This is a genomic window from Negativibacillus massiliensis, from assembly GCF_900148495.1.
In the GTDB taxonomy this organism is placed as follows: domain Bacteria; phylum Bacillota; class Clostridia; order Oscillospirales; family Ruminococcaceae; genus Negativibacillus; species Negativibacillus massiliensis.
The window spans coordinates 527,394-542,184 of sequence record NZ_FTRU01000008.1; the positions used below are offsets into that span (position 1 = coordinate 527,394).

The window sequence follows — 14,791 nt, forward strand, 5'->3', positions numbered from 1 at the left end:
GATATTCTAGGTGAGGCAAAAATATACTTTTTTACTACATAAAGGAGGGGCTTTGATGAGAAGAGTAATTGCTGCAGTATTGTTAGCGGCAATGTTAGTTTCTGCGACCAATCTTTCAGTATTTGCAGAAACATCTTCTAAGGCTGCAACACAAGCTGTGGGAAACTTGACTGCGGCCATCCGTTTAGACTATCCAGAACTTTTGAACAATGTGGAGCAAAGAAATTTCAAGCTGCAACTAAAGGAAGGACAGCAGCTTTGTGCAGAAATTTCCTTATCCAAAGAAACATCAACAGAAACGATTTTTGTTGATGGAAAAGAAGTAACCATTCTGGTTAGTCTGCGTAATGAACAAGATGTAGATTTGACAACAGAAAATACAGTGGGTTATTACGAGGTTGAATTCAAAGGCCTTCCAAATAATAAAAATTACACCGTTGCTCTTTCGGCAGAGGGCTATACCGATTATGAATCACAGGAAATTTTGTTAAAGGATTATTCCAGAAAAATTCTGATTGGTTCCTGGGAAGGTGGATTCTCGCTAGGTGATGTAACCAACGATGGAAAAATAAACGAACAGGACTTAAATCAGGTAACAGCTCAGCTGGGTCAGAACAATTCTGATGCAGATATTACCAAGGATAATCAGGTTGATATTGAAGACCTGGCAATCATCCATCACAATCAGGGTGAAAAAGGACAAGCGGTTCTGTTTGAGACAACAGCAATTGTTGGAACAATCGTTGACCAGCAGGAAACTAAAAATGAGCTGGAAAGCCAGGGAATCAATGTAGAAGGAAATCTGTCCGATCTGTTTGAAGAAAATGGCGAGAGTGTTAAGCTGGAAGCTTCCTCCAGTGGAGAGATTGTTCTTCCAATTTCTTTTACAGAACCGGTTGAGATGGAACAGATCACCATTCAGTCGCCTCCTGGAAATGGAGCGGTACAGACAGGTGAAGTAGAAGTAACCTATGAAGAGAATGGACAGGAGAAAACAGAAACAGTTTCTTTTGACGCGTCTGCTCCGGAAGGGGTACATGCAATCAGCCGTGATAAGACCAGCAGCTCGGTTGTAATCAATCTGGGCAAACGTGTTGCGGTGAAAAAAGTAACTATCAAAGTAGAAAAGGTAGAAGGCGATACAGGATATACCGTAGTAGAAAATATCCAGTTCTTAAAAGATATCGTTCCGGATAATGTAGAAATCACCAACTCAATTCCAACAAACCTCAAAGCAACTGCAGGAGCAGAACAGGTTGAGTTAAGCTGGAAAGCAGTGAATAACGTAGATGGTTATCTGGTAAAATACGGAACCTCTTCGGGCAACTACACCAGAGAGCTTAAAGTTTCGGTGCCAGAAGCTACCATCGAAGGGTTGGAAAATCTGACCAAATACTACTTTACGGTTGCAGCTTATACCGAAGATGGTTGGACCGGAAAGCTGTCCAGTGAAGTGACAGCAACTCCACAGCCAAATAAAGTACCAAGCGCACCGGATTATCTGAAAGTTGCTCCGCAGGATCAGGCTCTGAGCATTTCCTGGGGAAAAACAGATGATGCCCTGAGCTATCGTGTGTATTATAAAAAGAGCAGCGATCCAGATACTGCCTACACCAAGGTGGATGCAGAGATCACCGCAACAAGCTATGCTTTGGGCGGACTGGAAAACGATGTCAGCTACGATGTATATGTAACAGCAGTCAATAATATTGGTGAAGGTCCACGTTCTCTGGTCGCTTCCGGAACACCGGAAAAGATCGAGGTAAAGGGACCAGAACTGCCAGAATTGGGCAGAATCTCCAATGATAAGATCACATCCATCCAGATGGCGTTCCCGGCAAATGTAGATACAACCCAGTATCCAAACGGATTTAATCTCAAGTTTGTAGCAGACAATGATTATGCTACTCACTGGACTGCACGCAGATGGTGGGAAAGCAAAGAGTTCATCTTCGAGTTTGATGAAGAACAGAGCATGAACTACCTGATTTACGTTCCACGTGTGGATGGGCAGTATGCAAGAAGCTTGAACCGTTACACGATCACAGCATGGGACAAAGATGGAAACAAAACCTATCTGACCAGCGACAAAGGAAATGTTGGCAGTGGTCCGTATGTAAAAAATAATCCATCTGAAACCAAATATGCGATTCTTCCATTTGAAAGAAATGATCATATCAAAAAGATCTCAGTAGAGGTAAACCAGTGGGATGGTTCTCCAACCAATATTTCTTTGTCCGAAATTGCGTTCTATGAGTACAATGGAGTTGAAGATCAGATCGATGCTCTGTTTGCAAATGAAAGCAAAACAAAACTCGCAGAAGGCGTAGATGAACAGACAATCAATCAGTTAAGGGAACAGCTCAATGCAACACAGGATTTCTATATTGACAGTGATATCCTGAAAGATGAGCTGAATCTGGCAGAACAGCTGCTGCAGAATAACACTTCTGCACTGGGCATCGTGATGGATGGAATCCAGTCCCGCGATACAACTGGAGATGTTCGAGTGCTCAACACTCTTCAGCCAATTGGAGCAGTTGCAAATTCTGGAAAGAAAATCGTGGTTTACGCAGAAATTCCAGAAGGTGAAAGCGTCACATTGGTACCAACTCAGTTCTATGCAGAGTCCAATTCCTGGAAAGGAACTCCGATTGCGCTGCAGAATGGACGAAACGTTATTACCATGCCGACCATGACCAGCCTGAGCGCAGAAAAAGGCGGCTCTCTGTACTTGCAGTATTCTGGAAGCAACGCTGACCGCATTAAGCTGCAAATCAGAGGTAATGTAACCAAGATCCCAATGCTGGAACTGTCGGATTGGGAAAGCATGTCCGAACAGCAGCGCAAAGAGAAAATCACAAATTATGTGGAAGAACTTAATACATACGTTGCTGCATTAGGTTCTAACAATCTTCAGACCAATATCCGCAACGCGACCGAAATTTCTCTGCCATACGTTCTTCTTTCTCTGCCGGCAGATCAGGTACAGTCCGGAATCAGCGGTGGAGCATCTTCCACCGAAGCGAAAGTGGAAAGACTGTATCAGAACACTCTGGCATGGAATCAGCTGATGGAACTGATGTACCGCACACATGGTGTGGATGACATCACAACCGAAGCTTCCAGAAACAATATCCGTTATCAGAGAATGTTCAGCGGTGCTTTCATGTATGCAGCAGGGGAACATATCGGCGTTGAATACGGCTCGACCGCACCACTGGTTCAGGGTATCCCGGCAGGTTCCGCAGGTTTTGGTGAAGAATCCCTGTTTGGATGGGGAATTGCACACGAGATCGGACACAACATGGATACTTTAGGCCATGCTGAAATTACCAACAATATTTATTCTCTGTTCGCACAGACCTTTGATGCAGGACAGAATGCAAAAGCTTCCCGTCTGGAATTGTCGGATCTTTATCCAAACATTTTTGACAAGACCTCTTCGGGTGCAAAAGGCCTTGCAAACAATGTCTTTGTTCAGCTTGGAATGTACTGGCAGCTGCACCTTGCATATGACGATGCAGATGATAACTTCTATAATTTAGTGAACAAGGCATATCGAAGCGGCGTAGGCTCCGGATTCAGCGGAGATGAACGATTTGCAGTGGTTGCAAGCGAAGTTGCAGGCTACGACCTGACCGAATTCTTCACCCAGTGGGGCGTTCAGCTTTCCGATGCAGCGATTTCTGCAATGCGCGGACACAGCACAGAAAGCAGAAAGATTCACTACCTCTCCGACGAGTCCCGCCGCCAGAGAATGAACGGCAGCGGCAGCGCGTCCGGAAGCGTATCCATGCAGGCATCTGTTAATGAAAAGGAAGTTGTTATCAATATTACACCATCCCTTTCTGGAAGCGTGCAGGGCTATGAGATTTTAAAGAACGATAAACCATACGCATTTGTTACCGAAGGTTCCGATCTCACATTCACTGATACCATCGGTTCAGCAAACAACAAGACCTTTACCTATCAGGTAAAAGCAATTGACCTTCTGGGCAACGTTGCGGCAGAAAGCACAAAAGAAGAGGTGCTGATCAGCCATAACAACGTTATCAGCCGCGATTTCTGGAACGCACAGCGTCAGGAAGACGGAACAATGCTGATTAACTTTACTCAGCCACAGACCGTTGCAGGTATCCTCTTTAAGGATATGCCGGAACTGGTAATCGGTGAATCTGATCCGGTGATCGAGGATTCCCAGCAGCCAGAACAGAATACTCCAGCCGATGAAGAGACAGAAAAAGAACCTTCCGGCGAATCGAATGAAGAGAAAGCAGAGAATGTAGATAGTAATGTGGATAGCGTAGAGAACGCAGCATCCTTCTTTGCTGACTTGTTTGCAGGAGAAGAGGCTGATACCACACTGGAAACTTCCACAGATGAGTGGACAGAGGACAGCGAAGATGCTGGACTGACAGAAGAGCAGCCTCAGATTCCAGAAGACAACAATGGAAATGAAAATGGGTCTGTAACAGAAGGCGATCAGTCTGAGGAAGAACCATCTGAAGATGAGAAACTTCCTGCGGAAGATGAAACAGAAGAGACACTCCCAGACGAAACCCTTCCGGAGGAAACCCATCCAGAAGAGAACCTTCCAGAAGAAGACAAGCCGGAAACTGTTCCTTCCAATCAGATTGTGGTACAGGTAAGCAAGAATGGCGTGGACTTTACCACAGTTCTGACCATCGACTTAAAACAGACCGATCTTACTAAACCGGAAAACCTGCTCCAGCTGTTTAACAGCGGTGCAGATGATGGAAGAATTACAATCTGCGAAGATACCAAAGCAATCCGAATCCTGGGATTACCGAAGAATGTGACCGAAACAAACTTTGACTTTGTTGGCTATCCGGGAGACAGCATTGCCTTCATGGATGGAGCAATTGGACGACTGGCACATGATTACCAGTATGGTGAAGATTCCAGCGAAGTGATTCCGGCAGGAACCCTGATTGTTGCAGGAACCTACCGCGGTGACCCGGTATACAATACCATTCAGATTCTCGGTGAATACCTGGTTGGTGATATGGCACAGGGAAGCACACAGACAGAAGAGCGCCCAATCAACGGAGAAGTTTACCTCTTTGCGGAGGTTCCGGAAGAAGGCGCATTAGCAGAAATCAATAACGGCATCTGGATCTTTGTTCCAAACATCCAGGCAGAAGAAGAGTTCCAGGGCGAAGGATGCGCACACAGCATTCTGCCATCCAGAATCAAGGCAGTACTGTACCGTACCGATGACCCGAATAATGCACAGGATAAACGTAAAGTAAGCGATACCCGCTGGATCTCTTCTCCAAGTGATGAATCGATGCCACAAATTACATTGCAGGGGGAATAAATTAATCCATGAACTTGAGAAAATTTTTAGTTGCCGGTTTTACTGCTGTTATGATGGCAGGATTTGGAGCATTGGCCTCCTCGGCGGCAAGTGTGCCCAATATTCAGGTCCGTTCCAACGGTGCTGAAAATGAGTATGAAGTGACCCTTCAAAATGTATCATCTGAAACTTACGGTGTGCAGTTTGATCTGACAGTTGACAGTGACAAAGACGTCACTGTCAACTGGGCAGACGGTGATAGCGGAAATGTTCAGAAAGCGGTCCAGACAGACAGCAACGGTAAAACACAGATTACCTTTTATGTTTCCAAGCTGCGTCCGCTTTCCAACAGTTCCAATGTTCAGGTGGCGACCATCGTGACCGACCGCGAATTGAACAGCAGTTCTTTTGCAACCAGCGGTTACATGAAAACAGTGAATCAGAATCAAAAATCGACCGTTTATCAGGATGTTGTGCTCGATACAAAGCTGACACCGGATGGTTCGAATAACGGCAGCGGATCGGATAACTCTTCTGGAAACAACTCTGGAAGCAACTCTGGAAATAATAAACCTTCCGACACAAATCAGTCCCAGAACACCAGCAGACCTTCTGGAAGCCAGCAGATTACCGTTTCCCAGACAAACACCACAGGAAAGCAGGAAACCGATAAAAATCAGACAACAGAGGGCACCCAGAAGATACTGGCATGGAAGGATATTTCCAGTCAGGTAAAGACTGTATCCGGCAAAAAGACACTGGCAATTACAATTGAGCAGGGACAGCAGTTGGATGCAGATATTCTGCGCAATGCAATTGAGCAGAAAATCAGTGTTACCCTTCAGTATGGAAACTATCAATGGACCTTTGACGGTGCAAATGGCGGCAGTGTACCGGATAAGCAGAAATTTTATGATTTCTCGCTGGAGATGCTTTCCCAGCATAACCTCACTGCAGCAGCAGAAGGCAGTGATCTGCTTCAGTTTGCAGTTCAGTATCAGGGACAAATGCCATGTCCGGCGTCCTTAACGATCACAGTTGGTGCAGATTACGCAGGACAGACACTCTATCTTGCATATTATGATGAGTTGGCAGCAACTCTCCAGAAGACAGCAGAAGCTGTAGTAAACCAAGATGGAACGGTTGTATTCCCAATTGAAAATGCGGCAAAATATATTGTGACATCAAAGGATTTGTGGACAGCGGCAGCCAAAACCGAAGAAATGTCTGTACAAACTTCTGAGCAGTCCCAGAGCACTGCATTGGATCTTTCTGGCAATGTGGTTGTAACTGTTCCGCCAATGATGACAGAGGAGGAAGTGGAAGCACAGGAAGCAGCACAGGAAACAACAGAAAATGAGGAAATTTCTGCAACAGATGAGTCTGAAACATTGGAGCAGGAAGTACAATCCGATTCCGAAACACAGTCTCAGGAAAATTCCAAGGCGGTTGTAGTGATTGCATCCATTGCAGTGGTAATTCTTTTTGGAGCAGTAATTGCCTTCCTGTTTGTAAAAGTAGCAAATAAGAGAAGAGCTTAATTTGAAATAAAAACTTCCGGTAATTTTGCCGGAAGTTTTTATTTTTACCGCAAAATTGCGCGAAAGGTATTGACTTTGAGTTCACTCCAGGTTTTATAATAAATCACAGAATAAGAAATTTTCCTCAAAAGGGAGTAAAGTATTTTATACAGAAGGAGTGCAATGAATCATGAATGAAAAAATTATAGGTCAAACTTTTGATCAGGAGCGTGCGCTCTATAACTTAAAAGACACACAGGTTGTAGATTGCATTTTTGCGGGACCAGCAGACGGGGAATCCGCATTAAAAGAATCCCGTGACGTGGCTTTGAAAAATTGTCGTTTTTCTCTGCGTTATCCTTTGTGGCATTCCAAAAAGTTTTTGATGGAAGATTCTTCCATGGATGAATTGACCCGTGCGGCAATCTGGTATGCAAGCGATGGAACAATTAAGAACAGTATCTTGGGTGGAATCAAATGCTTAAGAGAGTGCGACAGAATGAAGCTGGATGGCTGCACAATCCATTCTCCGGAGTTTGGTTGGAAATGCCGGGATCTTGAGATCAAAAACAGCCAGGTTGAGTCGGAATATTTCCTGTTGGAATGTAAAGATGTTCAGATCGATCATCTGAAGATGAAAGGAAAATATTCATTCCAGTATATCGAAAGCATGAAAATTGATCATTCTGAGCTGGACACCAAAGACGCATTCTGGCACAGTAAAAATGTTACCGTAGAAAACAGCGTAATCAAAGGGGAGTATCTGGGATGGTATTCCGAAGGATTGACCTTGATTCACTGTAAAATTATTGGAACACAGCCGCTTTGCTACTGCAAGAACCTTCGTTTGATTGATTGTACCATGGAAGAAACCGATCTCTCTTTTGAATATTCCGAAGTGGATGCTAAGGTTAAAGGAAACATTCTTTCAGTTAAGAATCCAAAATCCGGAAAAATTGTAGCGGATTCTATCGGAGAGATTGTACGAGAAGATTCAATTATGCAGTCAACCTGTGAAATCTGTGTTGGAGAAGAAAGATAACAACAGAATAGATAATAATGTAGAAAAGGCAGATACCATGTTAAGTGGGTATCTGCCTTTTTTTGTGCGTCAGGAAGTAAAAAATAGCGCATTTTTACTTTTACAATAAAAATATGGTGTGGAAAATGAAAAGCAGAGTTGCTGTAAAATCCTAAAATATGAACTATTTTTGATCTAAAAATAAAAATATACAGATTTTTTTATTTAAAATTAAGAATAAAGGTGATGGAATTTAGGAGATAAAAATAATTTTTTTGTGCAAATAAAATAAATTTTAGTGAAAAATAATTTGATAGTGAATTATGCATAAAATCGACACAATTATTTAACAAAAAACGAGATTTTTTATCATTGATGATTGTTAACGATTGACAATCAAATTGTTAACAGAGTATAATGTGGTCAATGAGGTCACAGTGAAATTGGAAGGAGAAAAATTTGTGCCAAGTGAAAAACAACAGTTTATTAGAAAAACACTAAGAGAACAGCTGGCAGATATCCTTCGATCAAAAATATTAAGATCCGAGATTGCACCGGGTGATCGGATTGTCGAAGAAGAAGTTGCAAAAGAATATCAGGTCAGCCGTGGTCCAATCCGGGAAGCGCTGCGGCAGCTGGAAGAAGAAGGCTTGATTTCCTACCAGCCGCATAAAGGATGTGTTGTAAAAACATTATCCTTAAGAGATATGCAGGAATCCTACTTGATCCGTTCTACGCTGGAATCTCTGGCAGTTCAGATATATGCAGGAAAAATCAGTGAAAATGGTCTGCGTAAAATGGAGGAAGCGTTAGAGGATATCCGGATGGCGGGAGAAAACAAAACGCTGTACGAACTGACTCAGGCGGATGAGGCATTCCATTCCGCAATTGTGGAAGAAGCAGAATGTGAAAAGCTTTTAAAAATCTGGAGACAGTTACAGGGAGCGAATACATCTACTTACTATACCATGAACACTGAAAATTTAATGCCATATGATTTTGTTGCGGCAAATCATAAAGTGATTTTGGATTTGTTTAAAAACAGTGCGAGTGTAGATCAAATCAGTCATGAGATTCATAAGCACTACATGGTGGTTCCGGAAACATTGTCTCAGAAGGAACAACAAAGGGGAAAGGAATAATTTTTGCTTACAGCAATGATTATTAGAAGTAAAAGGAGGAAGAAAAATGCTTAGATTTATTGGAAAAAGGCTTGTGTATGCTATTATAACGTTATTTTTAATTGCAACAGCAACATTTTTCCTGGTTGCGGGGGCTCCGGGAGACCCAATCGCAGCAAAAGTTGGACAGATGCCAGAACAGGCACAGGAGATCATCAGTGCAAAATACGGATTGGATAAACCGGTTTTTGAAAGATATCTGATTTACATGAAGCGCTTGATTACAACAGGTGATTTTGGTGAATCGATCATCTATACCGGAAAATCCGCAAACGATGTTATCAAAGAAAACACTTTGATTTCCGCAAAAATTGGTTTAATTGCATTGGTATTCCAGATTACCATCGGTATTTGCCTTGGAATGATCTCAGCTTTAAATCGAGGAAAGCCGGTTGATAATATCATACGAGTTCTGGTTGTACTGGCAATCTGTATTCCAAGTTTCGTTTTCGCGGCGCTATTGCAATACTTCCTAGCATTTAAGTGGAAATTGGTTCCAGTATTTGGCTGGGGCGAATTGAAACACTATATTCTTCCAGTTACAGCTTACGCACTTGGTGGTATCGCTTCTTACACCAAGTATATGAGAAACAGCACCCTTTCTGTTCTCAGTGAAGATTATGTCATCACAGCAAAGGCTAAGGGATGCAGCAAGGGCAGAGTAGTAAGAAAACATATTTTCAGAAACTCTTTGATTCCGATTATTACCATGATCGGTCCAGCAGTAGCAGGTATTTTTGCTGGTTCCTTCGTTATTGAAAAAATGTTCTCTATCCCAGGCCTTGGTTTCTATTATATGAAATCCGTTTCGGATAACGACTATACCATGGTAATTGGTCTGACAATCTTCTTTGCAATGCTCTTTGTGGCTTCGTTGATTATTGTTGACATTTTATATGGTTTTGTAGATCCAAGAATTCGAGTAGCAAAAGGCAGAAAATAGGTGAGGTGATTAGGATGAGTGAAAATCAACAGAAAACAATGGTACAGGAAGTTCCGTTGACTGACGACATGTTTGAACGAATCGGCACCGAAGGACTTTCGGGTGAAGATATTGGTAAACAATCCCTTACATACTGGGCAGATGTTTGGAGAAGATTTCGTTCCAACAAAATGGCAATTTTAGGTTTGATCCTTCTGATTGCAGTAATCTGTCTGCTCTTTATAGGACCAACTCTTTCTGGAAAAGATTATCAGTTTATTGATGCTTCGATTAAAAATACACCTCCGAACAGTGAATACTGGTTTGGTACCGACGATATGGGTCGTGACCTGTTTACCCGTGTATGCGTTGGTGGACGAGTTTCTATCTATATTGGTCTGTGCTGTACTTTGGTAATGTTTGTAATCGGTTCTCTGCTGGGTGCTCTGGCAGGTTTAAAAGGCGGCATTGTTGATGACCTTATCATGAGACTTTGCGAATTGATCGGAAACCTTCCATATCTGATTATCGTTGTAATTCTTTCTATGGTAATGGGTAGAAGCATGTTCTCTCTGGTATTTGCGATGTCGTTGACTGCTTGGGTTGGAACGACCCGTATGGTACGTGGTCAGATTCTTCAGATTAAAGAACAGGACTATGTACAGGCAGCAAAAGCTTTGGGTGCAGACACTGGCAGAATTATCATCAAACACCTTCTTCCAAACACACTGGGCATTATCATGGTAGATGTTACCATGTCGGTTCCAGGATTTATCTTCAGTGAATCTTTCTTAAGCTATATCGGTCTTGGTATCAGACCACCGGAAACAAGCTGGGGCGCACTGGCCAGTGCAGGTCAGCAGCAGCTGATGTTCTATCCATATCAGTTGTTCTTCCCTTGTCTGCTGATTGTTATTACAATCTTATCGTTCCATCTGATCGGCGATGGACTTTCGGACGCGCTTGACCCGAAATTGAGACAGTAGGATGAAACAACAGGAGGAAGAAAATCATGAGCGAAAAAATATTAGAGGTTAAAGATTTAAATGTTTCCTTCCATACCTATGCGGGTACTTCCCATGCGGTTCGAGGAATAGATTTCCACCTGAATCAGGGTGAAACTCTTGCGATCGTTGGAGAATCCGGTTGTGGAAAAACAGTAACATCCAAAGCGATTATGGGTTTGCTTCCAACACCTCAGACACAGATCAAAAAAGATGGAGATTCCGCAATTCTGTTCCATGGTGAAAATCTTCTCAATTATACAGAAAAGCAGATGACCCATATCCGCGGAAGCAAAATTTCGATGATCTTCCAGGACCCGATGACATCGCTGAACCCAACCATGAAAATCGGAAATCAGATTATGGAAAGTATTCTGATTCATCAGAAGATCAGCAAAAAGGAAGCAGAAAAACAGGCTCTTGAGATGCTGGAGCTGGTAAAAATTCCAAATGCAGCTCAGCGTATGAAACAGTATCCATTTGAGTTTTCTGGTGGTATGCGCCAGAGAGCAATGATTGCAGTAGCTTTAGCCTGCAAACCGGAAATCCTGATTGCGGACGAACCAACAACCGCACTGGACGTAACAATTCAGGCACAGATCATGGATCTGATCGGAGAACTGCAGAAAGAACTGAACATGGCTGTTATCCTGGTTACCCACGATCTGGGTGTCGTTGCAAGTGTAGCGGACAGAATTCAGGTTATGTACGCAGGAAAGATTATTGAACGCGGAACAGTGGATGAGATCTTCTATCATCCAACCCATCCATACACCAGAGCATTGCTCAGCTCGGTGCCAAAGATTCATACCAGCAACAAGGAAACATTGTATTCCCTGAAAGGTACCCCACCGGATCTGATCAATCCACCGGTTGGCTGCTCTTTTGCACCACGTTGCGAGTATGGTATGAAAATTTGCCGCCAGAAATATCCGGAAATTACCCAGTTCAGCGATTCTCAGCAGTGTTCCTGCTGGCTGCATCATCCAAAGGCAGACGTAAGCGGACTGCCGGAAGAGATTTTCAAGAGGGGGTAGGAAGACGTGGCTGAAAAGGAAGTACTGATTGAAGTAAAGGACTTGAAAAAATATTTCAATGTAGGAAAAAAAGCTGTTTTGAAAGCAGTTGACGGTGTAAACTTCAAGATCTATAAGGGAGAAACTTTAGGTCTGGTGGGAGAATCCGGATGCGGAAAAACAACCTGCGGAAAAACGGTTATGGGTCTTTATGAAGCGACCGGCGGTCAGGTTATCTTTGATGGCGTAGACATCCACAGCTTACATAAAAAAGAAAAGAAAGAATTTACCAAACGTGCCCAGATTATTTTCCAGGACCCATATTCTTCGCTCAACCCTCGTATGACCGTTGAAGATATCATCGGAGAAGGTATTGATATTCATGGATTGTACAAAGGTGAAGAACGTCGCCAGAGAATCCATCAGCTGCTGGAAATGGTAGGTCTGAACAAGGAACATGCACTTCGTTTTCCACATGAGTTCTCTGGTGGACAGAGACAGCGTATCGGTATTGCGCGTGCGCTGGCAATTGAACCGGAATTCATTGTATGTGATGAACCAATCTCGGCATTGGACGTATCCATTCAGGCACAGGTAGTAAACCTGCTGATCAAGCTTCAGAAAGAGCTGGGTCTGACCTATCTGTTTATCGCACACGACCTTTCGATGGTAAAACATATTTCTGACCGTGTAGGTGTTATGTATCTGGGAAGCATGGTGGAATTTGCAGACAGTGATGAGCTTTATTCCAAACCACTGCATCCATATACCAAAGCGCTGATGTCCGCAATTCCAATTCCGGACCCGAAGGCAGAAAAAGAAAAGAAGAGAATTCCAATCGAAGGCGAAATCCCAAGCCCAATCAATCCAAAACCAGGATGCCGTTTTGCTGCCCGCTGCAAATATGCAACCGAAGCCTGCAAGCAGACAACACCGGAACTGACAGAAGTTTTACCGGGACATTTTGTAGCATGTCACCGTGTAAAAGAAGTGAATGCATTAGGTCTTTAAAGCTGATATTTCATACAGCTGATGATATACCTTAAGGAGGTAAATGTAATGAAGAAAACAAAATGGATGGCCCTCCTGTTAGCAGCAGTGATGACATTAGGTTCACTGACAGGTTGCGGCGGCGGAGAAACAACCACAAGTGAAGGTGGAAGCAGCGAAGGAACAACCAGCGCAGACAGTGGAGCAGAACAGGTATTTAATATGAGCTCCAACAGTGTAGTCGTTGGTCTGAATCCAATCACTAACACAACTGCACCTGATAACGCAGCTCACAACATGATCTGCGATCCTCTGGTAAGAAATAATGCAGTAGAAGGCAACACAACCGAAACTGTTCCGGGTTCGGCTGAAAGCTGGGATGTCAGTGAAGATGGTATGACCTATACCTTCCATATCCGTGAAAATGCAAAATGGAGTGACGGTGTAGCGCTGACAGCAAATGATTTTGAGTACACCTTGAAACTGATGGCAGATCCTGCAGCAGCTTCTACAAACGGCTGGTTGTTTGATGGTGTTATCGTAAACTTTGGTGAAGCACTGTACAGCAACGGAAAAACACCAGACGATATTGCAGTAAAAGCAATTGACGACAAGACACTGGAAATCAAACTGACCCATCCAGCATCTTATTTCCTGGAATTGGTAAGCAGCGTATACCCAGTTAGACAGGATAAATACGAAGAGTGGGGCGATGCTTACGGTTCTTCTGCTGATAAGATCATCTGCAGCGGTCCTTTCCAGGTAGAAAGCTGGAATCAGAATACAGAAATGGTTCTGGTTAAGAATCCAAACTATTGGAACGCAGAAAATGTAAAACTGGACAAGATCAACAACAGAATCATCCAGGAGAATGCAACAGCTGTTCAGGCATTCATCAATGGTGAAATCTATTTAGCTGGTACCAGCGATCCAAACTGGATGAAGCTCATTGAAGAATCCGGACTTTCTACCGGCGAAACTGTACCAGGAAATGCTCCAGAATTCTTGATGTTCAACCTGAACAACGAATATCTTTCCAACACAAAGATCCGTCAGGCTCTTTCCATCGCTTATGATCGTGAAGCAATGGTAAACGACCTGTACAACGGCAATGCGCTGGCTATCTACTCCACCATGCCAGACACCATGATGGTTGGTGATACACCATATCATGAACTGGTTGGCGACAAGAACTACTTTGTAAAACAGCTTCAGGAAGAAAATCCAGATCCAAAAGCTCTGCTGATTGAAGGCCTGAAAGAACTTGGCAAAGACCCAGATCCATCTCAGATTACAATCCGTTATGCAAGCCGTGGTACTAGTGAGTTCTCTAAGAAATTGGCAGAATGGTTCAAACAGGCCTGGGAAACAACCCTCGGCATCAATGTACAGATCGATATGATGGAATGGAACATCATGTGGGATAAGATCGATGCTGGCGACTACGATATCGCTTGCGGCGGTTGGGGTCCATATTACAACGAACCAAGTGCTGTTCTGACTCTGTTTGACCCAGTAAACGGTTACTTCAATGCTGACAAGATCGGTTGGGTTGGCGAAGATGCTGACAAGTTCAAAGAACTGTGCGATCAGGCAAAGAATATCGTAGACGAGAAAGAAAAAGCAGAAGTTTATCTGCAGGCAGAAGAACTGCTGGTTAAAAATGCAGTTATCTCCCCAGAAACTTTGAGCAGCAGCCCATACTATGTTGCAAAATGTGTTGAAAACTATCCAATCACTACAAACGGCCGCATCGACTGGTCTCAGGTATCTATCGTAGACGCAGAATAAGTATGCTCACAGGCATCCTGTAT

The 14,791-nt window shown here is 43.4% G+C and carries 9 protein-coding genes; all 9 read left to right on the top strand.

Annotated elements, in window-relative coordinates; all coding sequences use genetic code 11:
* Positions 1 to 55: 55 nt before the first annotated feature.
* The 9 genes from BQ5375_RS08515 to BQ5375_RS08555 all read left to right on the top strand — a co-directional run bounded on the left by BQ5375_RS08515 (position 56) and on the right by BQ5375_RS08555 (position 14,768).
* Positions 56 to 5,344 (top strand): fibronectin type III domain-containing protein, encoded by a 5,289-nt coding sequence (locus tag BQ5375_RS08515; protein WP_076917716.1) that lies wholly within the window; start codon positions 56 to 58, stop codon positions 5,342 to 5,344.
* Between the two features lie 8 nt (positions 5,345 to 5,352).
* Positions 5,353 to 6,864: a hypothetical protein gene (locus BQ5375_RS08520; protein WP_076917717.1), complete on the top strand. Its 1,512-nt coding sequence runs from the start codon at positions 5,353 to 5,355 to the stop codon at positions 6,862 to 6,864.
* Between the two features lie 169 nt (positions 6,865 to 7,033).
* Positions 7,034 to 7,885 carry a DUF3737 family protein gene (locus BQ5375_RS08525; RefSeq protein WP_076917718.1) on the top strand — a complete coding sequence of 284 codons (852 nt, stop codon included), beginning with the start codon at positions 7,034 to 7,036 and terminating at the stop codon, positions 7,883 to 7,885.
* Positions 7,886 to 8,325: 440 nt separating this feature from the next.
* The gene (locus BQ5375_RS08530) at positions 8,326 to 9,006 is read left to right on the top strand and encodes a GntR family transcriptional regulator (RefSeq protein ID WP_235849990.1); all 681 of its coding nucleotides are present in this window, start codon (positions 8,326 to 8,328) and stop codon (positions 9,004 to 9,006) included.
* A gap of 46 nt (positions 9,007 to 9,052) precedes the next feature.
* On the top strand, positions 9,053 to 9,988 hold the full coding sequence (locus tag BQ5375_RS08535) for an ABC transporter permease (protein WP_022133316.1): 936 nt from the start codon (positions 9,053 to 9,055) through the stop codon (positions 9,986 to 9,988).
* A 14-nt stretch (positions 9,989 to 10,002) separates the two neighbouring features.
* Entirely contained in the window at positions 10,003 to 10,953 is a 951-nt protein-coding gene (locus tag BQ5375_RS08540) for an ABC transporter permease (RefSeq protein ID WP_022133315.1), read from the top strand.
* A gap of 26 nt (positions 10,954 to 10,979) precedes the next feature.
* Positions 10,980 to 12,008: an ABC transporter ATP-binding protein gene (locus tag BQ5375_RS08545; protein ID WP_076917719.1), complete on the top strand. Its 1,029-nt coding sequence runs from the start codon at positions 10,980 to 10,982 to the stop codon at positions 12,006 to 12,008.
* Between the two features lie 6 nt (positions 12,009 to 12,014).
* Positions 12,015 to 12,998: an ABC transporter ATP-binding protein gene (locus BQ5375_RS08550; protein WP_076917720.1), complete on the top strand. Its 984-nt coding sequence runs from the start codon at positions 12,015 to 12,017 to the stop codon at positions 12,996 to 12,998.
* Positions 12,999 to 13,046: 48 nt separating this feature from the next.
* Positions 13,047 to 14,768: a peptide ABC transporter substrate-binding protein gene (locus BQ5375_RS08555; RefSeq protein ID WP_076917721.1), complete on the top strand. Its 1,722-nt coding sequence runs from the start codon at positions 13,047 to 13,049 to the stop codon at positions 14,766 to 14,768.
* Positions 14,769 to 14,791: the final 23 nt, after the last annotated feature.

Bases quoted from the DNA above. Each gene is read 5' to 3' on its own strand.
- BQ5375_RS08545 (WP_076917719.1), top strand. From the start codon at position 10,980: ATGAGCGAAAAAATATTAGAGGTTAAAGATTTAAATGTTTCCTTCCAT.
- BQ5375_RS08540 (WP_022133315.1), top strand. From the start codon at position 10,003: ATGAGTGAAAATCAACAGAAAACAATGGTACAGGAAGTTCCGTTGACT.
- BQ5375_RS08525 (WP_076917718.1), top strand. From the start codon at position 7,034: ATGAATGAAAAAATTATAGGTCAAACTTTTGATCAGGAGCGTGCGCTC.
- BQ5375_RS08520 (WP_076917717.1), top strand. From the start codon at position 5,353: ATGAACTTGAGAAAATTTTTAGTTGCCGGTTTTACTGCTGTTATGATG.
- BQ5375_RS08555 (WP_076917721.1), top strand. From the start codon at position 13,047: ATGAAGAAAACAAAATGGATGGCCCTCCTGTTAGCAGCAGTGATGACA.
- BQ5375_RS08515 (WP_076917716.1), top strand. From the start codon at position 56: ATGAGAAGAGTAATTGCTGCAGTATTGTTAGCGGCAATGTTAGTTTCT.
- BQ5375_RS08535 (WP_022133316.1), top strand. From the start codon at position 9,053: ATGCTTAGATTTATTGGAAAAAGGCTTGTGTATGCTATTATAACGTTA.